Annotated in this window: 18 protein-coding genes; 16 read left to right on the top strand and 2 right to left on the bottom strand. The window is 62.4% G+C overall.

Annotated features, from left to right (window positions below; translation table 11 throughout):
- The first annotated feature begins 756 nt into the window (after positions 1-756).
- Together IT350_14600 and IT350_14595 are read left to right on the top strand one after the other, a co-directional pair.
- The gene (locus tag IT350_14600; GenBank protein MCC6159277.1) at positions 757-1896 is read left to right on the top strand and encodes a phenylacetate--CoA ligase family protein; all 1140 of its coding nucleotides are present in this window, start codon (positions 757-759) and stop codon (positions 1894-1896) included.
- A 22-nt stretch (positions 1897-1918) separates the two neighbouring features.
- Entirely contained in the window at positions 1919-3466 is a 1548-nt protein-coding gene (locus tag IT350_14595) for a cobalamin-dependent protein (GenBank protein ID MCC6159276.1), read from the top strand.
- A 9-nt stretch (positions 3467-3475) separates the two neighbouring features.
- Here IT350_14595 and IT350_14590 read toward each other — a convergent pair whose 3' ends face one another.
- Both IT350_14590 and IT350_14585 read right to left on the bottom strand, forming a co-directional pair.
- On the bottom strand, positions 3476-4726 hold the full coding sequence (locus IT350_14590) for a 2-hydroxyacyl-CoA dehydratase (protein MCC6159275.1): 1251 nt from the start codon (positions 4724-4726) through the stop codon (positions 3476-3478).
- Positions 4727-4734: 8 nt separating this feature from the next.
- The gene (locus tag IT350_14585) at positions 4735-5739 is read right to left on the bottom strand and encodes a 2-hydroxyacyl-CoA dehydratase (GenBank protein MCC6159274.1); all 1005 of its coding nucleotides are present in this window, start codon (positions 5737-5739) and stop codon (positions 4735-4737) included.
- Positions 5740-6221: 482 nt separating this feature from the next.
- Between IT350_14585 and IT350_14580 the strand changes: the two genes are divergently transcribed.
- The 14 genes from IT350_14580 to waaF all read left to right on the top strand — a co-directional run bounded on the left by IT350_14580 (position 6222) and on the right by waaF (position 24892).
- The gene (locus IT350_14580; GenBank protein ID MCC6159273.1) at positions 6222-7718 is read left to right on the top strand and encodes a B12-binding domain-containing radical SAM protein; all 1497 of its coding nucleotides are present in this window, start codon (positions 6222-6224) and stop codon (positions 7716-7718) included.
- Between the two features lie 345 nt (positions 7719-8063).
- The gene (locus IT350_14575) at positions 8064-9479 is read left to right on the top strand and encodes a radical SAM protein (GenBank protein MCC6159272.1); all 1416 of its coding nucleotides are present in this window, start codon (positions 8064-8066) and stop codon (positions 9477-9479) included.
- 814 nt (positions 9480-10293) lie between these two features.
- Positions 10294-11685, top strand: a complete 1392-nt coding sequence (locus tag IT350_14570; protein ID MCC6159271.1) for a radical SAM protein — start codon at positions 10294-10296, stop codon at positions 11683-11685.
- A gap of 130 nt (positions 11686-11815) precedes the next feature.
- Positions 11816-12088 carry a hypothetical protein gene (locus tag IT350_14565; protein MCC6159270.1) on the top strand — a complete coding sequence of 91 codons (273 nt, stop codon included), beginning with the start codon at positions 11816-11818 and terminating at the stop codon, positions 12086-12088.
- Positions 12089-12474: 386 nt separating this feature from the next.
- Entirely contained in the window at positions 12475-13707 is a 1233-nt protein-coding gene (locus IT350_14560; protein MCC6159269.1) for a hypothetical protein, read from the top strand.
- The gene (locus IT350_14555; protein ID MCC6159268.1) at positions 13707-14735 is read left to right on the top strand and encodes a hypothetical protein; all 1029 of its coding nucleotides are present in this window, start codon (positions 13707-13709) and stop codon (positions 14733-14735) included. Before IT350_14560 ends, IT350_14555 begins: the two co-directional genes overlap by 1 nt.
- A gap of 17 nt (positions 14736-14752) precedes the next feature.
- Positions 14753-16507: a hypothetical protein gene (locus IT350_14550; GenBank protein MCC6159267.1), complete on the top strand. Its 1755-nt coding sequence runs from the start codon at positions 14753-14755 to the stop codon at positions 16505-16507.
- Positions 16508-16564: 57 nt separating this feature from the next.
- The gene (locus IT350_14545) at positions 16565-16903 is read left to right on the top strand and encodes a cytochrome c3 family protein (GenBank protein ID MCC6159266.1); all 339 of its coding nucleotides are present in this window, start codon (positions 16565-16567) and stop codon (positions 16901-16903) included.
- A 346-nt stretch (positions 16904-17249) separates the two neighbouring features.
- Positions 17250-19325: a NapC/NirT family cytochrome c gene (locus IT350_14540; GenBank protein MCC6159265.1), complete on the top strand. Its 2076-nt coding sequence runs from the start codon at positions 17250-17252 to the stop codon at positions 19323-19325.
- A 133-nt stretch (positions 19326-19458) separates the two neighbouring features.
- Positions 19459-20253, top strand: a complete 795-nt coding sequence (locus tag IT350_14535; GenBank protein MCC6159264.1) for a zinc ribbon domain-containing protein — start codon at positions 19459-19461, stop codon at positions 20251-20253.
- Positions 20254-20328: 75 nt separating this feature from the next.
- Positions 20329-22344, top strand: a complete 2016-nt coding sequence (locus IT350_14530; GenBank protein ID MCC6159263.1) for a sulfatase-like hydrolase/transferase — start codon at positions 20329-20331, stop codon at positions 22342-22344.
- Positions 22345-22437: 93 nt separating this feature from the next.
- Entirely contained in the window at positions 22438-23076 is a 639-nt protein-coding gene (fsa, locus tag IT350_14525) for a fructose-6-phosphate aldolase (protein ID MCC6159262.1), read from the top strand.
- A 3-nt stretch (positions 23077-23079) separates the two neighbouring features.
- Positions 23080-23838 carry a glycosyltransferase family 2 protein gene (locus tag IT350_14520; GenBank protein ID MCC6159261.1) on the top strand — a complete coding sequence of 253 codons (759 nt, stop codon included), beginning with the start codon at positions 23080-23082 and terminating at the stop codon, positions 23836-23838.
- Positions 23839-23863: 25 nt separating this feature from the next.
- Positions 23864-24892, top strand: coding sequence for a lipopolysaccharide heptosyltransferase II (waaF, locus tag IT350_14515; GenBank protein MCC6159260.1), 1029 nt, complete (start codon positions 23864-23866; stop codon positions 24890-24892).

The following is a 24892-nucleotide window of genomic DNA, read 5'->3' as shown; positions in this document are numbered from 1 at the left end:
GAAGGTGTGCTTGAGGAAATGCAGCCCGACCATCAGGCGCGTCGGCAGACCGGGGCGACCGTGCGCCGCTTCGTACGGCGGGCCGAACTCCCGGTCGAAAATCGACCAGTCGATCGCCTTGCCGAGCAGAATCAGCTCGTGGCGCTGGTTTTCGGATCTGGTTGACGTGGCTGCGGTAGAGGTCGAAATCCGAGAGCGGAGGGGTTTGCTTTGGCGCCAGCTGTCACCGGTTTTGGGGGTGGATATGCCCGATTCCCGGAAAACAGAACTAGCACGAAAACGACTATTTGTCCAGTGTTTTCAATCAGTTAAGGCGATTTTCAGGGGAGACAACTTAAGCAAGCGATATATAATAGGATTTCTCGACTCGGTCTGACGGCCTCGCTCGAATTGACATACACTTTTCGAGCGACTCCACGGTCTTTCAACACCCTGTTAACTCCGCTTGGCTCGAACGTGCATGTGGCCATTTCCAATGCACAAAAATGATATAACAACTCCGCATCGGGATTTTCGAGACGTTTACAGGAGCTGCATTATCATCCTTTTCAGAAAAATCAATCCGTAACCAACGGATTTAATTCGGTGAGCAAAATCAAACCCGCCGCCAAGTGTTGAATTATACTCAGAGGCCCACCACGCTTCAGGAACCGCGGTTTGTTCGTGGTGGACTTCTTTTCGCAGAGCCTTTCCGGTCGTCGCGACGGATTGACAAACCAGCGGGTTATCAGTACGAAGAAAAGAAATGGAGGGTTCATGGAACTCTACCCAGTTTCGATGAGATCGGGGTTGGTGGCCCGCGTCAATTCCGCTCTTGCCGTCGCACGCCGCTCGGTTTTCTGGAAGCAACGACTGGAAAAACTGCCAGAGCGGATCGCGTCCCTCGAAGAGTTCGCGGAATGGCCGATCACGAAGGCGGAGGAAGTGGCCGATGTTCCGGTCGAAGACCGGGTCGCCGTGGAAATGGTCCGCATCGAGCGCGTACTCGCGTCGTCAGGGGGGCCTCAGACCGCCAAGTACTTCGGCTACACCCTCGAAGACGTCCAATGCCGCGCTCTGGGAGACGATTTCGTCGATTTGGGTGTTCCGTCCTCCGGTTTCGTTCTCAACCTGACCCCGGAGAGCTGGGGCGGCGGCACCTTGCTCATCCAAATGGCGCGACGGGCCGGCATGTCGATCGTCTCCCCTCCGCTGCAGATGCTCGGCGCGTTCCTGCCGGTGCTGTTGCGCCGCATGCGTTTTCGCGCGGTGCTCAGCCTTCCCAGCAAAGTTCCCGGCTTGGTTTCCAGTCTTGAAGCGGTCGGCGTCAACCCGGGAAAACTGGGAATCGAACTGGTGATGATCGGCGGCGAGGTCGTTTCGCCCTGGTTGGTCGAGTACATTGGCGCGAAGTTTCGTGCCAAGGTGATCAACCTATACGGCTCCGTCGACCCCGGCGGCCTGGGGCACGGACTGGGTGCGGAGGTCCTTCTGTACGGAGCCAATTACTACGAGTCGGTGAACGGTGAATTGGTGGTCACGAATTTGGAGGCGCAAGGCTCGCCAGCCGTCCGCTACGCCCTGGGCGATGAGATCGAGGTTCTGGAGCCCGGGCATCGACCGAGGATCGTCGTGCGCGGCCGCAAAGTCGACGGCTTCGAGACCCGGGAAGGGAAGATATGGGCGCGGGACATCGAGGACCGACTGTTCCGGGAACTCGGTCGTCCGACCGCCTACAGCATTGTGGTCGGCAGGGACTCCGTCGTGCTCGAAGCGGTGGCCGACGCGACCGCACTGAGCCGTGTGGAGGCTTCGCTGGCCCCTCTGTTCCTCATGGATTTCAGGACGCACCCGGTCGCGCCGGACGGGATCGAGCCGTCGCCGGGGAAACTGCGGCGCGTTAAGAAAAGCGAATAGCGCGGATCGAACAGGAGGTTTCATGGCGCCTTTGAAGATTTTGTTCGTCCGGGCACCCCGGAAATTCTGGGTCTACGTCAACGAGGACGACAACTTCTGGATGCCGCTCAATTTTCCTTGTCTGTCCGCGGTACTGAAGCAACACCTGACTGCCGGGGAAGTCGAGATTCAAGCCATCGACTGCTGCGCGCGGAAGATCGGGTGGACGACGCTGGCCCGCATGATGCGGGACATCCGACCCGATGTGGTCGGCTTCGGTGACGAGACCTGCTACAGCGAGGAAGGCCTTCACGTGGCGCGCCTGGCGCGGGAGATCAACCCCGATTGCGTTGTGGTGGCCGGCGGTTCCCACTTCCCCTACGTGGCCGAGCAGACGCTTCCCAACTCCGAAATCGACATCTCGGTGCTGGGCGAGGGCGAGTTCACCTTTCTTGAGCTGATCCAGGAGATTCTGAGCGGATCGCCGGACTATTCCAAAGTGAAGGGCATCGCCTACGTGAGCGACGGGCGCGTCGTGATCAATTCGCCCCGGCCCATCATCCCCGACTTGGACATCCTGCCTCTTCCCGACTTCGAGTTGATGGACTTCCGTCACTACGGGCGGGGGGGTGTTTTCTGGGCCTTTCCGGGCATGGTGCCGTTTTTCCACAGTCGAGGCTGTTTCTCGGGATGCACCTTCTGCGCGTTCTGGCCGACCGAGAGCGAATGGCGGCGCAATTCGCTGGGGGACCTGGTCCCGACTCCGACCTACCGCACCAAGTCCGTCGACAAGACCATCGAGCAAATGGAAATCCTGTACGGCAAATACGATCGACGGTTTTTCGCCTGGATCGACGGCACCTTCAATGCCGACCAGAAATGGAACGAGGGTTGGTCGGAGGAGATTCTCAAGAGGAACTGGAAAATTCATTGGTTCGCCTTTCAGCGTGCCGACTCGCTGATGCGGGACGAAAAAGCGGGGGTGCTCGAAAAGCTCGTTCGCTCCGGCATGGCCTACACGATCGTGGGTGTGGAGCGCCACCGCGACAAGGATTTCGAGCTATTCCACAAGATCCGCTATACGCGGGACATGGTTTCCGAAACCTGCACCATGATGTCCCAAAGGTATCCGCAGGTCTTTTTGCAAGGGACTTTCATCATCGGCCTGGAGGACGACAGCAAGCAGGAACTGCTCGACCTGATCGACTATGCCGTTTCGATCGGCATCGATTTTCCGAGTTTCCATTTCCTGACGCCAGCGCCCGGCACACGGATGTACGCGGAGATGAAAGCCTCCGACCGGCTTCCGCAGGTGGACTACTCCAAGATGGACTGGTTCACGCCGCTCTGGCCGACGAAATTCCTGTCGAAGGAAGAGCTGTCGCGCATGATGTACCTGATGATGAAGCGGTTCATGCTGCGCAAACCGGGTTACGCGAAAAACCTGTTCACCAGGCACTGGTTCAAGCGGACGGTTTACTGGTGGTTCCTGCGGGTAGCCGCCAAGTTTTTTGTGTCGGAAGTCAAACACTCGCTGTTCGGCGCCGAGCGGATGCTCACGCTCCGCAAGCCGTCCTGGTACAACTCCTGACCGGTCCGTTCACGCCGACGCGTACAGGGACTCCACGAAAGCCTCGACCCGCGTGGTGAGTTGGGCTTCCGCGTAGTTGGACGGATCGATGCAGTCGGCGTCGAAACCCAGATAGGGGATGCCCCGCCGCCGGCATTCCAGTTGGAACTGGACGCTGCCGTTATTGTAGTGTCGGCACCCGAAGTGCAGAAAATTGACGACGCCGTCGGCGCGGAATCTCTCCATCGCGGATACGAAGTTTTCGAGCCGGAACGACAATGGCCCGTTGAGCATCATGGACAGGAGCTTGCGCGCCAGGCTTTCGTAGGGTCGGTCCAGATCGTAGGGCTCCCAGTACACGTCGTTGACGACCTCGAAAACGATGCGCGCGCCCAGCTCTTCTTCCATCCGGCGGATCAGGCGGTCGTCGAAAAACGGCTTGAAATGGTACCAGACGATCCGCTTGTCGCGGCTCAGGCGTTCCCGCTCCTCGGCGCTGCGCGAGACGGCCGTCTTTTCGAGTTGCTCGCGGAACCGGCGATAGACGAGACGTCCGATCCCGCTGCCCAGCGTGATGATCGCCGTGGCGAACAAGCCCAGGCATTCGTTGCCCGCAATGAGTGGCTCGCGTTCTTGCCGGAGGACGTTGGCGGCGACGTGGTCCGCACGCGACTCGTTGGAGAGCGAAAGGGCATGCCGCAACCGTTCCGGATCCAGATTCCGGCCGGTGACGTCAGCCAGAAACTGTACCATTTTCTTGATCTGCGCCGTGAGATATCGAACCGAGTGCTCGTCCCGGTCGTAAGGGATGTCCAGCAGGAAGGTGGGAACCTGATAGTGCTTGCCCAGAACCTCGCACAACTTCCCCACGCTGTCGCAGGGCATGGTGGAATTGACGATCAGGGTGGGCTTGGGCAGGAACTCCTGGAGAAAGGCTCCCAACGAGGCGCGTTGATAGGAACAGATGTCGCGGAAACCCGTCAGGGCATCCGCCGACTCCAGAAAAGACCGGGACTGGCTTGTCCGGGCCAGCAGCGCCGCCTCGTTTTCCAAGACGAACGGGATGATGTCCATCGCGTGGAAAATCTCCGAGGGGATCAGGAAATTGCACCAGGCCGACGGCAGCCCGCTGTACAGGTCGAACGCGTTTTGAAACTGATACCGAAGCATCAACCCGCGGTAATCGAGCTTCTCGACCGGGGCGTTCATGATCGCGGGGTACTTTTCCGCCTGCGCCCGCGTCAGTTCCAATTTGTTGCGGTAAACCGGTGTTGCGGTCATCGTGTCCTTCAACGAGCGTGAAGTATTTCGCAAAACGCATCGAGTCGGGTTTTCCACTGTTCGTTCCGGGCGCCCGGCATTGAGGTCTGCAGCACGAGTAGCGGCGTCCCGGAGTCGCGGAGGCGGTCGCGGAGCAGGGTTACGTCGTACATGAATTGATCGCAATTCCCCAGAAGAACGTACAGGATGCCGTCGACGCGCATATCGCGGACCACCTCCTCCAACCAGTCGATGCGGCGGTCCGCAAACGACATGCGCGGGCACGGCCTCCGATTGAGATAAGCGACGGCAAGATCGCGAAACGGATCGTCCGTCCGCTCGATCCGATTGGTCATCCGGCCCGCGTGGCAGTGATCCACGGCCCAGGCATCCACGCCGGCTTGATCGAGCGCGGAGAAAACCTCATCGAGAAGAGAAAAACCGCCGGTCACCAGCAAGCGAGGCCTGCCGCGGGGGGCGGCGGGTGTCGGGGTCTGTGCTTTCCACGCCTCGAGCTGGCCGGTCATGTCCCGGACGAACTCCCGCGAGGTCTGCCGGTGCCGTTGCGTCAACGGAGCGTAGTGGAAGCGAAGCCCTTTGGGAAAACCTCCACGTCGCCCCTCCTCCTCCCAGCGGGCCGCCAACGCGCGGGCCTGATTTGAGGAATCGATGCAGTCGCCCAGCGCATCCTCGTCGACGCGTCGGCACAGCGCTCTCTCCAGAAACGCGGCGAACTGACGAAGGCGGACGACGAACAGGTCGATGGCTTCGTCGTCCGATTGGCGCGGAATGTCGATCACATGGGAGGGGAGGTTCGGTGCCACGGTTGCGAACAGGTCGCCGACGCGGCGCATGGCGTCGCAACTGTTGATGACGGCGACCGCGCTGAGATCGGAGTAGAGTCCGTCCAGAGCCTCGGAAACGACGGCCTTGGCGTATCCACACAGATTGACGTGGGTGTAAAAACCGATGTTGCCGTCATGCCCTCCCGCTCCGGTCAAGCGAACCGCGCAGCCGCCGGCGGCTTCGATCAATTCGACGGGGACGTACTCGCAAGTCGTGCCGACTTTCAAGCGATCGACCCCGATGGAGGAATCATTCCGCATCTTTCCCTCTGACCGTCCGGGTGCGCCTCTTGGGTTCGCCATTCATCGGGGAAATCCGACCGATGGAAAGTCATACCACCAAGAAAAGGCTTTCTATCCTGTCCATTGTCCGGCGAAGATGGTAGGCGAAAACGAGTTCTTTGCGCCACCTCGAAATCGAATCGTCGGTTTTTTTTCGGCCGCGTGGAGCGCCCCGCGAATCTCGTCGTTTGCACCGAAACGGCCTTGACGCGAACCGGAAGATGGTGGTGAATGGTTCGTGCCGGGCGAGACGCGGGTTCGGCTGCGGTTCGAAGGCGTTCCCGCATTCCGTGTGCGCCGAAGAGTTGGGCGAAACCCGCCGGGAGTTTCACGTTTCCACCTTGGCGCATGCCAGACCCGGACGACAGGCCCGCGGAAAGGACGTCGGAATGAACTCGTTTCAACGCATCCTGCTCGTGTTTCCCAACTTGGACACTCTGATGCCGAACGTCTTCCCCACGGACCTCGGCGCGTTGTCGGCGTATCTCAAGCAGTTCGGCTATGAGACGCGCATCCACATCGTCAACACGCACCGTCTGCTGCGCGAATTCCAGGACGAGCTGCGGGCGTTCGAGCCTGATGTCGTGGGCATCACCGGCATCGGCTCGCAGGCGTTGTACATGAAAGAGTTGGCGACCGCGAGCAAGGCGTGGCGTAGGGACGTTCCGGTGATCTGTGGAGGAAAAAACGCCAGCATCGCCCCCGATACGCTGATCAACTACAAGGATATCGACGTTGTTTGCGTGGGCGAAGGCGAATACGCCTTCCGCGACTATCTCCAGGCGCTGAACGACGGAGCGGACCCGACCGGAATCAAGAACCTGTGGTTTCGCACAGACGGCGAACCCATTAAGAACCCGTGCCGCAGCTTCGTGAAAGACCTGGACTCCCTGCCATTCTGGGATTACGACGCTGTGGACTATCAAGCGATGATCGACTTCAACTACCGTTGGGTGATGCTCTTGGCCGGACGGGGCTGCCCTGGTATTTGCACGTTCTGCGGTGTGCCGCCGCAGGCGCACCTCGGAGAAGGGGAGTTCTGCCGGTTGCGCAGTGTCGAGCATGTCCTCGGCGAAATCGAGATGCTCGAGCGGAAATACAAATTCGATCACATCTATTTCCGTGACGATACGTTCACCTGGAATCGACAATGGGCGATGGAATGGGCCGAAAAATACGCGGCGAAATTCGCGTATCCCTATGAAATCCTCACGCGCGCCGATTGCCTGGACCACGAACTCATGGACGCGCTCAAGGCGTCCAACTGCGCTGTGATCTGGCTCGGCGCGGATAGCGGCAACGACTACATCCGCAATGAAATCCTGAAAAAGGGGTGCAGCAACGAACGTCTGATTGAAGTCTGCGACTACCTGCACGAAATCGGCATCCGTCCTCACCTGACGAACATGGTCGGTTTGCCTCATGAAACGCCGGAGATGCACCGCGAGACAATAGAGCTGAACCGACGGGTTTACTCGCGTCGCGCAACGGTCTCGCCCGGCACCGGACCGAGCCCAATGATCTTTGTGTTCAGTCCGTTTCCCGGAAGCTCGCTTTGGGAAATGAGCGCCAAGGAGGGATGGCTTCGAGGTCACTGGCGCGGATTTCGGACCTATCGCGAGTCGGTCATCGATATGCCGCAGTTCCCAGCGAAGGACGTCCGCCGCGCACAGCGAAAATTCCGGTACGAGGTTTACCGAACGAGTCACCCGGTTTGGGCGTGGTTTCTGCGCATCGCCGACAGCGGTCTCGTGCAGAAAGCCCGAAACGTTCCGGCGGTCAACCGGCTGAGCGTCTTCTCGATGAAGTGGGTCAGCGCCGCGTTCATGCGCCGAGACGTGCAAACCGCGCCGAGCCCGGTGGCGTGCAGACACCCGAGCCATTAGGTGCATACTCGGAATTGAACGGCGAGCGGATGCTGCGGACGGGCGTTCCCGCGGACGCGTCCGGCTGGATCACGGGGCAGCCGCCCCGTGCGATCGGCTGCGGATCGATCGCTCGCGTGCGCTTCTCCCCTCGGACTTTCTCTATACCGACCGCCACTTCCCTTCCGGTTCGGGTTGCGCCATCCCCGACCCGAGGCGGGTCGAGCGACCCGCCGGTCGGCTTTCGGCCGAGTTGTCGCCTTGCAAATTCCCGTCGCCTCCGCGGCTCCCGCTTTTCGTGTTGATTGTCACTCTTGACGTCACTTTTATTGTCACTCTCCGGAACGGATGATAGGCTCGGCGGCAATGAGAATCGACGAACAACCGGCACGTCGGCCCTTTGCCGTCCTGCTCAATCCGCCGGGGACTCAACGCTACATCCGGGACTGTTACTGCAGCAGCATCGACAAGGCTCACTACTACTGGCAGCCGCTCGACCTGCTGGTGCAAAGCGGATTCCTCGCCGCCGACCACGACGTGGTGCTCATCGACGCGATCATAGAAGGTTGGGATGCGGATCGGACGATCGACCGAATCGCCGAACTCGCCCCGCGCGTGGTGCTGTCGTTGACCAGCCACCTCTCCTGGAAGGAGGACCGTCCGTTCTTTGAGCGGTTGAAACGGGCGACGGAAACGTTGCTCGCCGTGAGCGGAGATCTCCCCCGGTTCCACAGCGAAGCGGTCTTGAACACCACGCCCTGGATCGACGGCGTTCTGCTGGACATTGCAACTCCCGATCTGGCCGCTTGGAGTATGCGGGGATTCCTGAGCCCGGACGCCGGCATTACGCATCGCCGCGAAGGGCGAACGGTTGTCGGTCGTATACCCACCGGGGCGAGTTTCGGCTACCCGATCCCTTTGCACGATCTGTTTTCTTCGCGTCGATACCGATTCCCCTTCGGTCTGCCCACTCCCACGGCGGGGATCCTATTGTCCCACGCGTGCCCGCATTCCTGCACGTATTGCAACACCGGTTCCCTTCACTTCGCAAAACGTCATTTTGACGAAATTTCCGACGAATTGGCCTGGATCGCCGGGCGCGGTTATCGAAGCCTTCAGGTTCGGGATGCGACGTTCAACTGCGACCCTCGTTATGTTGAGTTCTTTTGCAACACCATCCTGGAAATGAATTGGAAGGTCGAGTGGTTCTGCAACGCCCGCGCCGATCAGTTGGACGACCCGCAAGTCGCGCTGATGGCCCGAGCCGGTTGCCGCTTCATTGCATTCGGCCTGGAAACCGGCAGCCCGGCACTCCTCGAAAAGCACAAGCCGAGCGCTCGGATGGATCGCTCGTTGGGGACACTGGAAGCCTGCCGACGGCACGGCATCGAAACCCTCTCCCACATCCTGCTCGGGCTGCCCGGAGAAAGCCGGGATACAGTCATGCAAACCGAGGCGTTTCTTCGCCGCGCCCATATCGACTTCGCGTCCTTCAACGTTTTCGAACCACGGCCAGGCGCGGAACTGATGGGCGCCGCGGTGACCCCGGACAGGGCTTTGAGCGGCGAGTCGGTGCCGCTCGAGTTCGGAGACTCCTGTTCACGGGATTTCGATCGCGCCGAACTGGAAAGATGGAAAAAGCGCTTCTATCGACGTTTCTATCTCAGTCCGAAGTTCTGGGCCCGGCGTCTGTCCCGGTTGCGGAACCGCTTCGTGCTGTACAGTTATTTGCGCAATTTCCGGCAGTTGTTCTTCCGGCAGATCCTGGGTTTGGGTGGGTGATGAACGCGATGGAGACTCGGCGGCGGGTGTTCGTCACCGGCGGAACCGGAGCGATCGGTCGGCCTCTGATCGATGAGTTGCTGACGCTCGGCGCGGACGTGACGGTGCTGATTCACCGTCGGCCGATGGAAACACCCGGCGTGAAAACCGTTCGCGGCGATCTGAACACCATCTCCCCGGAATGGTTTGTCGGCGTCGACACCGTCTATCATCTGGCGGCGGCACTGGACTCCGACGCGGGTGAAGAGCATCTGCGTCGTGTCAATGTGGACGGAACGCGCAACTTGGTCGAAGCCCTCGCCGGTCTCCCCCGGCCCCCCCGGTTGATTTTCGCTTCCACCATCGCCGTTTATGCCCCCGACACCGACGGTCGCGCGCTCACGATCGACTCACCGCCCCTTCCGCTCACTGCGTACGGGCGTTCGAAATGGGAAGGGGAAAACGTCGCTTCCCGCTATCCGCGTTGCGTCATCGGTCGGATTCCCATGGTCGTCGGGCCTCATGATCGGTTTTCCCGACGTTTTCTGAAAATGGCCGCGCGCCGCGTTTTTCCGGTGGCCCGTGGGCGTTTTTCCGCCGTTCACGAAAGGGAACTGGCTGTGATGTTGTGCATGCTGGCCGACGAGGCGCATGCCGAAGGGCGCGTTTTTTTGCTGACCGACGGGCGAGAGTATTCATGGCGAAACGTCGCCCGGCACTACGAAAACCGCGTCGGCAAAAAAGCGTTTCACCCGCCGATTCCAGGATTTTTATTACAGCCGTGGTTGTTCCGCCGGCTGGGCAACGCCGATGCGGCGTTCTTCCTGGGTCGCGATTGGCGCTGCGAACCCGTCTGGCCGAGTCTCTACACACCCCGCGCATGGGCGTTTTCCGCGAAGGAGGACCCATGACTAGAATCCTTCTTCTGAATCCTCCGGCCGAACGGCCCATCATGAGGGACACGATTCACCCGACGGCTAAATCCGCCATGTACATATGGCATCCCCTTGACCTGCTGATCCAATCCGCCCACATGCGCGACATGGAACTGCGGATACACGACGGCGTGGTAACTCCGGGATTCAAAGCGTTGGAACGCACCCTGAAGGCGTTTCGGCCCGACGGCGTTTTCTCTCTCGTTGCCTGGCCCACCATCGACTCCGACATGCGCATCCTGCGCTGGATCAAGGAAACCACCGGTGCGGTGATTTTCGCCGAAGGGGATATCACTTACGGCCAAAAGGAGGTTTTTCTCGAAGAATACTCGTTCCTCGACGGAATCCTGGCCGATTTCACGTCCCAGGGCTTCGTGCGGAGAATGCGCGGCGAAGCACCGATCAACGCAGCCTGGTGGGAGAACGGGAAGGTCGTTTCCGATTGGAAACGGGATCCCGTGGACTACGGTGTGCCGCGCCACGAATTGCTCCGTTTGGACCAGTATTATCTTCCTTATTGGAAACCCCCATTCGCATCCGTTTACGGATCGCACGGGTGTTCGTCGAAGTGCTCCTTCTGTCCGGTGCCCGATCTCGGAGCACCCATGTTCAGGCCCTTGGAAAGGGTGATCGAGGAACTGGAGTTTCTCTACGACATGGGAGTCCGCAAGGTTTTTTTTCGGGAAGCGACGTTCAACCTTTCGGCAACCAATACCATACGCCTGTGTGAAACCATCGCCCGGCGTTTCCCCGGCATGCGTTTCACGTGTTGGTTCCGGCCGAATCCTTTGAGCCGGGAGATCGTGGATGCGATGGCGGATGCGGGATTCGAGTACGCGCACATCGGTGTGGAAACGGGATCGGCGGAGTTCTTGCGGGCCCTGAATAAGGACTTCGAGTTGGCCGACGTCCCCCGCGCGGTCGAGATGATGAAGCGGCGCGGGATCAAAACCATCGGCCACTTCATGATCGGCGTCCCCGGTGAACGGGAAAAGGACCGGAGGGAGACGATTCGATACCTCCGGAAAACGCGCCTCAGCGTCGTTTCCGTCGGCGCCTACGAGGAGTCTTTCGGCGCCAAGCTCCGGCACGACGCCGCCACGCGTCAGTCCGACAGAATCCTCCGCTGGCGCTTGATTCAAATGATGGCGGCGTTTTATACGCGGCTCGACCGTTGGCCGGGGTTTTTCGGTTTCGTCGAGGATGCCGGGCACCTGGCGGTCTCTCTGTTCCGCTTCGCGGATTATTTATTGTCCATGCGGTTGTTTCCAAGGGTGTCCGCCTGGTCCTAGGCGGCCGGCGCGTTCGGGCGAATTCCACCCGCCGGTCTTTTCTCGCATGATGTCCGTTTTTCGGAGAACCACGGAAAACACGCCGACATCGCGGATCGCGCCTCACGTTTGATCTCCGAAGAGACCTCGGTTGGGAATGGGACCCGACGATGACGACACCGCCGACGATGATTCGGGAGACGATGACACGGACCTGACCTGGACCGACAACGTCACGGGGTCGATGTGCTGCCGCGACTCTTACCAGTCGACACACGTGCAGTTCGCCGACGCGTTGACGTATTGCGGTGGGCTGGAACTGGACGGAGACGACAACCGGCGCGTCCTCAGCATCGACGAGCTTCGTTCGCTGGCGCGGGGAATCCGTAGGTCGGGGGTTCGAATCCCTCCTGCCCCGAGATGAAATTGGAAGGGCGACTCGCGCGGCGGGTCGCCCATTTTCGATCTCGCCTTCGCGCCGGTTTCGCACACCAGGCCGGACGGACGACCGGGCCTGTGTGCCCTGTTCGCTGCACCTTAAGTGGTGGACTTCGCCACAAATCGCGCGAGCCCGGCAAAATCCATTTTGAGACCGCGATCTCCGGGTGGTCGCAATTTGAGACCGGACCGGCGGTGAATCCGCTTGTCGATACCCGGTCTCAATAGTATTTCGTCGAAAATTCAATGACTTAACCGTGACACGGGTTTTGGGTCTTGGCACCCGATTTGCCTATTTCCGACGCGGGACGAACCCACTGCGCTTCGCCGGAAAGGGCGCATGACATGAACACCGGGATGAAATCACGAGCCGTGACGGTCCTTCTCGCCCTGATCATTCTGGGCGTCTGGGCCGCGCCGGGTCTGGCGGCGGACTTCTACGGAAGCTCGAAAACGCTTTCCTCGGTTTACGAAGAATCTTGGCTCGGGCGGGACACCAGCCGCTTTTCGCTCTACGAATACGCGGACGTCCACGCCCAGGAGTTCGGCGTCTCCGGAATGACGCTGCACTTCTCGGGTTGGGGCCGCTGGGACGCGGCGGACACCGAAGATGAAGATCAGGAGCAACCCGGCGACGCCGATCTAACCTACGCCTACCTGCAGTGGAAGGGCCTCGACGGGCTGGTGGACGCGAAGCTCGGCCGGCACTTCGTGGTGTCGGGACCGACCGCCGAGATCATGGACGCGGTCGATCTGCTGCTCACGCCGTTTTGCGGCTTCAACATTCAGATGTTCGGCGGCATGCCGGCGTATTCGCGCATCGGCGAGCGCGACGGCGACTTCGCCTGGGGCGCCCGCGTTTCCTACGAATTCAAGGGCTATTTCGAACTCGGCGCGGCCTACGGCGCGGGGCTCGAAAAGCACCGCTGGGACCGCAACAACGTCGGCGGCGACCTGCGCATCGCCCCGATCAAATACATCGATCTCGTCGGCCACGTCTGGTTCAGTCAGATCTATCAGGAAGTTTACGACGCGACCGGCCAGCTCAATCTTAATCCCGTCAACGACCTTCGCGTGACCGGCACGTACACGCACCTGTTCCCCTCGGCGTTCCTGGGAGCGATGAACTACTTCTCGGTGTTCTCCGCCGAGACCCTCGACATCGCCGACGCCGAGTTGTCGTACCTGATCCTGAATCGGGTGCGCGCGATCGGTGGCTACGCGGCCTACACCTACGACGAAGCCGACAACGCGTCCCGGCCCGGCGGAGGCCTCGAACTGCTGTGGGGCGCGGCGCGCGGCAACGTGCTGGGCGGCCGCTACTACCGCCTCGACCGCGGCGATAACGGTTACAGCGAAATCCGCGCCTATCTGTATCAGGGACTGTTCGACAAGGCGCACGTCGCCGTGAACAGCAACCTCTATCAGCTCGACAACGAGATCTACGGCGTCGATCAGGCCTTCGACGGCGACCTGAGCCTCGGCTACGCGATCACGAAGAAGCTCGGCGTGCAGGCGACCGGCATCTACCGCGCCACGCCGTATTACGACTCGGATGTTCGCGGGCTCCTCAAGATCACCTACAACGTGGAACGGTGGCTCTAATGCGCGCGTTTCCCCATCAACACCGCGGTTTGGCTTTCGCGCTCGTGCTCGGTGTCGCGGCGCTCGCAATCGTTCTCGCGGGAGCGGCGACCGCGCCGGCGAAGACGACGGTTTCCGCCAAGGACCTGCACGCCAAGCACCTGAATGCGAACGTCGGACTCGAATGCAACGTCTGTCACGGCGCGATCGAAAAAGACGGCGGCGTGATGCGCGTCGTCCCCTCGCTCGAATCCTGCAAGGCGTGCCACGAGGACGTGAAGGCGCTGAATTACGAACCCGCGAAGTCGTACAAGCGGGCGGTCGGGTTTTCGCACGTCGCGCACAAGGAATTCGACAAGAAATGCCAGGACTGCCACGGCGCCTACGGCGTCGGCGCGGGCATCGGCAAGCCCGACCATGCGAAGTGCGTGGAATGCCATCAGGAAGATTTCGACCAGATGCTATGCGCGAAGTGCCACATGGACTTCGGCGGCATCGGTCTAACGAAGCTGTCGTCCTATAAGCACGCGAACGACTTCATGGGGCGGCACTCGGAATACGCGCGCAAAAACGGCAAGACCTGCACGCAGTGCCATACCGAGAGCTACTGCCTCGATTGCCACAACAAGCACGAGGACCTGAAGCCCAGCCTGAAGTACCCCGAGAAGGTGCGGGCGGGCCTCATCCATCGCGGCGACTGGGAAACCACGCATCGCATCGAGGCGAAGGTCAATCAGGCCTCGTGCCTCAAGTGCCACGGCACGAAATCCTGCACTGACTGCCACAATCAGCGCGGCGTCGGGGCGCGTGCCGAGACGTCCGTCTACCGGCACCCCGCGGGCTGGATGACGAAGGGCTCCCAGGATTTCCACGGCGAAAAAGCCCGCACCGAGACCCTCGCGTGCGCGAGCTGCCACGATCGCGGCGGCCCCGGCGATTGCCGGACCTGTCACCGCTCTTCATTGGGACTCAATCCGCACCCCAAGGGATGGGATCCCCAGGGTGTGAAGCAGACGGACCGGATGTGCGCCGAGTGCCACAGTCACTGACACGGTCGAGGTGAGCGATGTCGAGTCGGGAAAAATCGGAAATGGCCACGGCGATCCAGGGGATGACGGCGGCGCTGTTCCTCGCGATTCTCGCCATGGGGCTCGCGGCCTGCATGGACCCCAACCCCGAGGCGCCGATCGAAGGCGAGGAAGCGGAGCGCGTGGAATACCCGCATCCGGACGACTGGGACCAGCCGAAGCAGCATGGCATCTACGTGCTCGACGAGGGGACCACGGCGTGCGTGGCCTGCCACGGGGAAAAACTGGACGGCGGCTGGTCGAAGGTCGGCTGCACCTCGTGCCACGCGAACTATCCGCATCCCGAGAACTGGGCGCAGATCACGGAGCACGGCCTCGAGGCGTTCGACACGCGCAATCAGAGTTGCGCCACGGTCTGCCACGGCGAAGACCTGAAGGGCGGCGACGCCAAGGTCTCCTGCACGCAGTGCCACGCGCTGTACCCGCACGAGACCGACTTCGGCGATCCGAACAACCACGGCGAGTACAGCAAGGAAGGCGGTCAGGACGCGAACTGCGCGACGGCGTGCCACGGATCGGATCTGCAGGGCGGGTACTCCGGAATCTCCTGTAACAAATGCCACGAACTCTATCCGCATGAGAACAACTGGGCCGACAAGGACGAGCATGGCGGCTGGGTGCTGGACAACAACAACCGGTACTGCGCCACCGTCTGTCACGGCCAGGACTTCCAGGGCGGCGACGTGGCGGGCTCGTGCTTCGAGTGCCACGCCGACTATCCGCACGACACCGACTGGGATCAGCCGCGCGAGCATGGCGGCCGGGCGCTGGACGCGGGCAACGAGACCTGTGCCACCGCGTGCCACGGAAGCGACCTTGGCGGCGGCGACACGGGCGTCGCATGCACGCAGTGCCATGCGAACTATCCGCACGACGCGGGCTGGTCGGACAAGGACGCGCACGGACAGTACGTGCTGAACAACACGGCGAACGGCTGCGCCACGCTGTGCCACGGCACGGACTATCAGGGCGGCGATTCCGAGGTGTCGTGCTACCAGTGCCACACCTACCCGCACGCGGCCAACTGGTCGGATCCCGACAACCACGGAATGGACGTGATCGAGAACGGTCAGACGAACTGCGCCACCGCGTGCCACGGAACCGACTTCGCCGGCGGAGACACCAACGTCTCCTGCTTCACCTGCCACGCGGACTATCCGCACGACGCGAACTGGGCGGACTGGCAAGAGCACGGCGTGACGGCGATGGCGAGCGACAACGACAACTGCGCCACGCGCTGCCACGGCGAGACGTTTGCGGGCGGCGACTCGCAGGTCGCGTGCACCGATTGTCATCAGTACCCGCACGCGGACGGCTGGACCGCGCCCGACGACCACGGCGCGACGGCTTACGACATCGGCCTGGAAAACTGCGCCGGCGTCTGCCACGGCGCCGACTACACCGGCGGCCAGTCGGGAGTGTCCTGCTACACCTGCCACACGGGGTTCCCGCACGTGGCGGGCTATGCCCAAGCCGGCCAGCACGGCCAGCAGGTGCTCGATACGGGCAAGGAGTCGTGCAAGGTTTGCCACGGCAACGACTGGCAGAGCCCCAACGCGACCTCGTGCTTCACCTGTCACACCCTGTATCCGCACGAGAGCGGGTGGGTGACCACGCACGACACGTATGTCGATACCAACGGCGATACCGGCTGCGCGTCATTGTGTCACGGAGCCGATTCGAGCGGCGGAGACGTCGGACTCGCCTGCACGGCATGTCACGTGTACCCCTGACCGTGGAGAGTTCGGGTTATACGTCAGAAGGAGGGTAGAACCTTGAAGAAGTTCCTGATGTTTTCGGTGGTGGTGCTGTGCTCGGTGGGACTGGTGAGTCTGGCGACGTCGGCCGCCGGGCCGGCGGGCAAGATCACGGTCTCGGTCAGCGGCAAAAAGCCCGTGCAGTTCGACCATCCGGCTCACCTGACCAAGGTCGGCAACGACTGCCAAGTCTGTCATCACAAGGATCCGAAGGGCCAGGGCTCCAAGTGCACGACCTGCCACACGGAAGCGGGCAAGGACGGCGCCGGCCCCGGCAAGGACGCGTTCCACAAGCAGTGCGGCGACTGTCACAAGAAGTCGGCCAAGGGCCCGCAGTATCCGAAGGACTGCAAGACCTGCCACGGAGCGTAAAGACACGACAAACCACGGAGGGTGAAATCACCATCCGGGGGACAACCGCGCAAATCCTTCATTCTCTTCTGGGCAACCGCCGGGGCCGCGTGCTCCGGCGGATTTTTCGCGCGCCCGGGCGATTCGAATCGGATCTCGTAGGTCTGATTTTCAGACCGCGATGAGGCATTCCGTCGTCGTTTGAGACCGACAGACGGTCAAATTCGCGCGGGAAGCCGCGTTTTCGGGCTGTTCTTGCACGCCACGTCAAAGGCGAGGCGGCATTGTTATTGCTCCTTGGATCAGCGGTCGGTTTTTCGGCCCCGCGTTCCTCCGGCTCCGTGTGTGAAGGTGGGAGATGCCAACGATGGATGAGTGGTCGGCACGCAAATCGAAGCGAAATCGACGTCTCCTGATCGCGGGCGGCGCGGTCCTTTTCGTGGCCTTCGTGGCGTTCGCGTTTCTCGAAGCGACCAGCTCGCCGGACTTCTGCGCTTCGTGCCACAACATGCAGCCCTACGTGGAGAGCTGGCGCACCAGTTCGCACAATCAGGTCCAGTGCGCCCAGTGCCACTATGAACCCGGAACGTGGAATTACCTGAAGGGCAAATTTACGGACGGCCAAGTCCATCTCGTCATGTTCATGACGGGCCGAACGAAGGGCAAATACCACGCCGAAATCTCCGACCTGAGCTGCCAGGAGTGCCACAGCTCCGAGCAGTTGCACGACGCCAAGGACTTTCAGGGCATCTCGTTCTCCCACGAGAACCATCTGGGTACGATGCGCCGCGAGAAAAAGCTGCGCTGCGTGACGTGTCACGGCCAGTTGGTGCAGGGCGAGCACCTGTCCGTCGATCCGCGCGATTGCTTCATCTGCCACTTCAAGGCCGACGAAAACGGCGCGCGCGACCCAGTGCTCTCCGATTGCCGCACTTGCCACAAGACCGTTCCAAGCGAGATTCATCTCGCCGAGGGACAAACCTTCGCGCACGGGCGCTACATCGAATCCGGCATCGCCTGCACGAATTGCCACCAGGGAATCATCGAGGGCGCGGGCAACGTCGATTTCGACCATTGCATGGAGTGCCACAGCGAGCGCGAGAGGACCCTCAAGGAGATCATCAAAGACAAGTACACGATTGAGTCGTACCATCTGAACCACGTGACGAATCACAAGGTCGAGTGCTGGCGCTGCCACGACGTCATCAAGCACGAGATCGTGCGGAACCCGACCAGCGAGTCGTTCGAGACCAACTGCACCGTATGCCATGCCTCGAATCAGCACATCGGACCGCGAGAACTGTACAAGGGCACCGGCGCGATCGGCGTGCCGGACGAGCCCGCCCGTATGTATCTGGCCAACGTCGATTGCGCGTCGTGCCACGTGAAACGTCTGTCCGGGCCGGACGACCGCTCGGCCACCGATCTCGCCTCACTGGTTCATGGGCAAGCCTGCAATGACTGCCACGGGCCCGGGTACGACGCCATGCTCACGCAGTGGCGCAACCTGATGTTCGAGCGCGAAACGCGGGCGGGCGCACGGCTCGTCAAGGCGCAAAACGCGCTGGCCGCCGCGGGCGCGATCGAGCCCGCCAAGAAAGACGAAGCCGCGAAACTCGTCGGCGAGGCAGCTCACAACGTCGATTTCGTGAGGCGTGCGCGCGGGCACCACAACGTGCAGTACGCCATCAAGGCGCTCGAAGCGGCCGAGGCGCGCAGCGAGCAGGCCCTCGAAAAGCTGACGCCGGGATACACGGCGCAGACGGTCGAGCCCTTCACGCTGAATTGCACGAACCTGTGCCACGCCGAGATGACCGAGCGAAAGGTGAAACTCGGTTCCGTCGAGTATCCGCACAAAAAGCACGTGGTGGACCTTGGGTTCGAATGCACGATGTGCCACGGCGAAGGCGCGCAGCACGGCGTGACGAACATGGTCACGTGCAGCGGCTGTCACCATGGAACGGGGCAGGGCAAGGTCGATTGCGCCGACTGTCATCAGAACATCGGCAACCTGACGAAGGGAAGCGGGGCGGCCATCGTGACGGGGAATCCCGATCCGATGAACGCAAACATCGAATGCGTCGATTGCCATGTGCAGACGAAGGGCGGGCAAACGACGACCCTCGACGGGGTCAAGGCGACCTGCGCGAACTGCCACGACGCGACATATTCGGCCAAAGCCGACATGCAGCTCGCGGCGCTCGGCGATTTGACGGCGAAGTTGTTGCCGCGCGTGGACGCGATCCAAAAGGTCGTGGACGAGCGCGTCGCGAAGAAGGAGAACACGACCGAGATCTCGAATCGGCTGATTTTGATTCGGCGCGATCTCGATCTCGTGAGCGCGAAACGCGGGCAGCACAATTTCGAGTACGCCAAGGTGATCGCCAAGGAGGTCGAGTCGCTGCTCGCCGAGGCCGAGGCGCTCACCGCCGGTCCGCACTGATCCGTCGCCCGTCGCGGGCGGCTTCATTTCCGACGGCTCACCTTCGCGGGTGGGCCGTTTTCGTGCGGCTCGCTTGACGCGGGGGGCGACGCCGTGAAATCAATGGCGTCGCATCACGAAGGCGGCTCGCGAAATGCGTTACCGGAAATGCCACAACTGCGGCGCCCCGCTGGATCGCGGGAAAACCGTGTGTTCGTACTGCGGCACCGACGCCGAATCGGGCGTTTCGTATCGACCGATCACGCCGGGTGACGCCGTGCCGACGACGGTGCCCGTCGCGCCGCCGATCGTGCCGGGCCGAACGCCCCGCACCGAAACCGATCCCGAGAACGCGCCGCCGGATGCCGCGCGCGTGGGGCGGGTGATCGTCTTCCTGTTGCTGCTCTTCGTGTGCGGTCCGGGCGCGTTGGTCTACATGTGGCTCAAGCTCGACTGGCGAAAGAGCGTCAAGTGGATCGTGACGGTGTTCCTCATGACCCCGGTGATCTTCGTCGCGACGTGGGGCTTCTTCAACGAGACCGTTTACGCGATCAAGTCCGAAACGGAGCCCTACGTTCCCGACGCGCCGGATTGGGGCGAACGTCGCCGCGAACCGATCGATCACGGCATCGTCTTTCTGGAGATGCGCGACGAAGGCGGGCGCGACCGCGACGAACTGCGTCGCGCGTGGGCCGAGCGCTACGAAGGCCGCTGGGTGAAATGGACACTGCGCGTCAAGCAGAAAAACATCTACACGACCATGGCGAGCGAGCTGCTTCTCACGCCCGAGTCCGGGGCGTATGAAGTGGAAGTCTTTTTCGATCCCGCGAAAAACGCGCGGCTCGAAGCGCTCGTCACGGGAAACGAGTTGACCGTGAGCGGCCGGTTGTGGGGCTATTATTGGCTCACCGATCGCATCCGTCTGGCTGACGGCGAACTCGCGCCGTGATCGCCCCGGCGCGTTAGACAAACCTCCGGGGCGTTGCTAACATCCGCCGCGTTTTTCAATGGGTCGCTCGCGTTCATGTCCGCCCGCGCCAAACTGCTTCACCGGTTTCTGAACGTCTGGTTCGTCGTCGTCGCACTCGGCGTCGTCGCGGCGGCGATCTGGGCGCGTTTCGAGGTGCGCGAGCAGGGCTACGTCGAATCCGCCCTCCTCGGCGTGCGCGGCTTCACGCTCGCGAATGCGGTCGAAGAGACGCGGCGCACGACAAACGTGCTCGGCTTTTTCCTCGGCCTGATCTATCTCCTCGCGCGTCGTCTGTGCTCCGGTCGCATCCGGCTCGCGCGATCGCTCGCGATTCTGGCGGTGCTCGCCGCCGCCGCGACCTGGGCGGGCGTCGCGTATTACAATTCGACGCTCGACGAAGACCTCAACAACATCTACGGCCAGTACGTGGATGTCGAATCCTTCCTCATACGCACGGTCACCTCGTCGCTCACCACTTCGCCGCCGGCCGTGCGTACCGGCATGGTCTTCGCGTTCTGCGCGGCGATGGCGATCCTTCTGTTCCCGGCCGCGTTCATCGAGAAGTGGATCTTCAAGAAGAGCTCGCCGCCATTTCCCGACGTCGCCCCCAAAAAGGCGATCTGGATCGGAGCGCTCGTCGTCGGCATGGCGGTCAACGTGTTCGCGGCGCGGGGTAATCCCGAAGCGGCGGACCCGGCGCACCCCGACGTCATCCTCGTCAGCATCGACACGTTGCGCGCCGATCACCTCGAGATGTACGGCTACGGGCGCCCCACGAGCCCCCACCTCGTCGACTTCGCACAAGACGCCGTCATCGTGGAGCATCATCTCGCCCACGCGCCGTGGACCGTGCCCACGCACATGAGCATGTTCACCGGCGTGATCCCGAGCGCCCATGGCGTGAGCAGCCCGGTCGCCTCGGTCGATCCGCGGCGTACGCTGTTTCCCGAACTGCTCAAGGACGTCGGCTACCGCAACGGCGCGTTCGTCACGAACATTCTGCTCGGCGCGAGCTACGGCTATTCGGCGGGTTTCGACCTTTACGCCCTCAACCCCAACTGGAACGCCGTCGAGGTGTCGAATCAGGCGCTGCACTGGTTGCTCGGCGCGAGGACGCCGACTTTTCTCTTCCTGCACCTGTTCGACGTGCACTATCCCTATACGCCGCCCGAGGAATACTGGGGGCGATTCGCGCCGAAAAACCCGACCGTGTACGAAATGCAAAAGGAAAACTTCTACACGTTTTTCACTTGGATTCGGGAACAGGGCGAGCCCGAGCGCGAAGCGACGAAGGCGCAGTACGACGAGGAAATCGTTTACACCGACGCGCAGCTCGGCCGGTTTTTCGAGAAACTCAAGGGCGCGGGGCGCTACGACAGCGCGTGGATCATCGTCACGTCGGATCACGGCGAGGAATTCGCCGAGCGCGGGCTGTGGGGTCACGGCATCACGCTCTACAACGAGATGCTGCGCGTGCCGCTGATCGTCAAAGCGCCGGGTAACGCCTGCGCGGGCTCGCGGCTCGCGGACGGCATCGTGCCGCAAACGGCGATCTACAATCTCATCACGCGCGCCGCGGCGGTCACGAGCCCGGACTCGGAAGAACTTCGTTGCGGATCGGACGGCGTCCCCAAGATCCTGCGCGACCTGGTGACAACCGACCCCGTGATCTCCGAGGCGGACATGCTCGGGCCGCTGCGCATGTCGGCGACGAGCACGGACAAAAAGCTGATCGAGCCGACGAAGGTCCACGTTAAGGGAATCCTCGACTTCGAGCGGCCCTTCGAGGCTTACGATCTCGCCGCCGATCCGGGGGAGAAGACGAATCTGATCGACGGCGTCGCCCCCACGGACCTCGCCGCGCGGCTGCGAGAGTTCGCGCCCGCGCATCGCAAAGCGATGTGCCGGGTGCGTTCGCAGGCCAGCGGGCAGGCCAAGACGGGCCGGCTGGAACTCGACGAGGCGACGATCCAAAAACTCATCAGCCTCGGGTACATCAATCCCGGCGGCGAATCGGGCGACAAGGGGCTCGCGGGCGAGGACTGCCTGCCCGCCGACGCCGCACCCTGACGGCGCGCGGCGCGATTCGGCGCTTGTCTTTTCGCGCGTTCGCGTTACATTCGCGGCGGCATTCGCCGACGTGTTTTCGATTCGAGGGCATTCATGAAGATTTTTCTCGACACCGCGGACCCTGCGGTCATCTCCGAGGCCGTCTCGATGGGCCTTTGCGACGGCGTCACCACGAATCCCTCGCTGATCGCCAAGGCGGGTGGCGACAACGCGACGCTGATTCCCAGGATCTGCGCGGCCTGCAAGGGTCCGGTGCTGGCCGAAACACTGTCGATCGACGCGGCGGGCATCGTTGCCGAGGGCCGCGAGCTACGGCGCATTGCCGACAACGTCGTCGTGAAGATCCCGATGGGCAAGGACGGCCTCAAGGCGGTTCACGCGCTCTCGGCGGAAAAGATCCCCACGGCGGTCACGCTGATTTTCAACGCGACGCAGGCGTTGCTGGCCGCGCGCGCCGGAGCGACCTACATCGCGCCGTTCGTGGGCCGCGTGGACGACCTGTCCGAGGACGGCACCGCGATGATCGGCGAGATCGTCGACATCTATTCGCTCTACGATCTTCCGACGCAGGTGATCGTCGCGTCGGTGCGACACCCGCTGCACGTCAAACAGGTCGCGCTCGCCGGCGCGCACGCGGTAACGATTCCCCCGGATGTGCTGGACAAACTGACCGAGCACCCGCTCACGGCCGCGGGCATCGCGAAGTTCCTGGCGGACGCGAAGAAGGCGTAATCGGTGCGCCGCTTGTCGGTCACGGTGATCGCGAAGAACGAGGAAGACAACATCGAACGGTGTCTTCGCGCCGTGCCCTTCGCCGACGAGATCGTCGTCCTCGATTCCGGCAGCACCGACCGCACCGTGGAAATCGCGCGGCAATGCGGCGCGCGGGTCGAGATCACCGATTGGCCCGGACACGTACGTCAAAAGCAGCGCGCGGTGGACGCCGCGACGCACGACTGGATTCTCGCGCTCGACGCGGATGAGGTCGTGTCGCCGGAACTCGCGGAGTCGATCCGCGCGGCGTTCGCCGATCCGAATCCCGCCGACGCTTACGAACTGACGCGCAAGGTGTTTTATCTCGGTCGCTGGATCGAGCACTGCGGCTGGTATCCCGAGTGGAAGATTCGCCTTTTCGATCGACGCACGGCGCGCTGGGGCGGATACGACCCGCACGACACGGTGGAATGTTCCGGCCGCGTCGCGCGGCTGTCGGGCGATCTGCTCCATTATTCCTATCGCGACGTCACGCACCACCTGGCGCGAATCAACGAGTACACGACCATCATGGCGCGCGAACTGCACGCGCGCGGCAAGCGTTCGGGCGTGTTCGCCATGCTGGCGCGCCCGGCGTTTGCGTTTTGGAAAAAGTACGTTTTCCAGCTTGGCTTTCTCGACGGCGTGCCGGGGCTCGTGGTGTGCGTCCTCGCGTCGTATTACGTTTTTCTGAAGTACCTGAAACTCTGGGAGCTCGGTCGCTCGCCCGCCCGCGCGTGAGCGCGGCCGCGACCGATCGGTCGTCATGACCCCCTCGCGCCTGCTCGTCTTCCAGACCGCATATCTCGGCGATGTCGTGCTCACGACGCCGCTCGTCGCCGCGCTGCGCCGCGCGTATCCCGACGCCGTGATCGACATGGTGGTGCAACCGGCATGGACCGACGTCGTGCGTCATCATGAGGCGCTGAACGACGTTCTTGCCTACGACAAACGTGGTGCGCATCGTGGACCGCGCGGACTCCTCAGGTTCGCGCGCATGTTGCGCGATCGGCGCTACGATGTCGTGCTCTGTCCGCATCCTTCGCTTCGCAGCGCGCTGACGCTCGCCGCAGCGCGGATTCCGGTTCGCATTGGGTTCGCCGACTCCGCGGGCGCGTTGCTCTTCACTCGGCGGGTGCGTCGCGACACGAGCGCGCACGAGGTGCGCCGCGTGATGTCGCTCGTTTCCGCGCTCGATCTCGATCTCGATCCCGAACCGATTCCGCCGGCGCGCGTCGCGCTCGATCCGGCCGTCGATGGCGCCGCGCTGATGGGGCGCTTCGGACTCGCGCCGGAGCGCCCGTTCGCGGCGATTCACCCGGGATCGGTGTGGGCGACGAAGCGCTGGACCGCCGAGGGCTTCGGCGCGGTCGGGCGCGATCTCGCGCGCACGTTCGAGCGGATCGTCGTCCTGGGCGGACCGGGCGAGGAATCGGTCGCGGGCGAAGTGGCGAACGGGACCGGCGACGCGGCGCTCGACGTGTCGGGCCGCCTGAAACTGCCCGAGCTTTGCGCGCTGCTCGCGCGGGCGGCGCTGCTCGTCACCAACGATTCGGGGCCGATGCACATCGCCGCGGCGCACGGCGTGCCGGTCGTCGCGATCTTCGGTTCCACCGTTCCCGCGCTCGGCTACGCCCCGTGGGGCACGCGAAGCCGCGTGGTCGAGATTGCGCTCGACTGTCGTCCGTGCGGGCCGCACGGCCATCGCGCCTGTCCGCGCGGTCACTTCCGGTGTATGAAAGACATCTCGCCGGATATGGTGACGGCCGCGTGCATGGACCTCCTGCGCGGGTGA

It is taken from the genome of Deltaproteobacteria bacterium (genome assembly GCA_020845895.1).
Lineage (GTDB): Bacteria > Lernaellota > Lernaellaia > JACKCT01 > JACKCT01 > JADLEX01.
The sequence above is the reverse complement of the archived record's forward strand: the minus strand, read 5'-3'. Positions and strand labels throughout refer to the sequence as shown.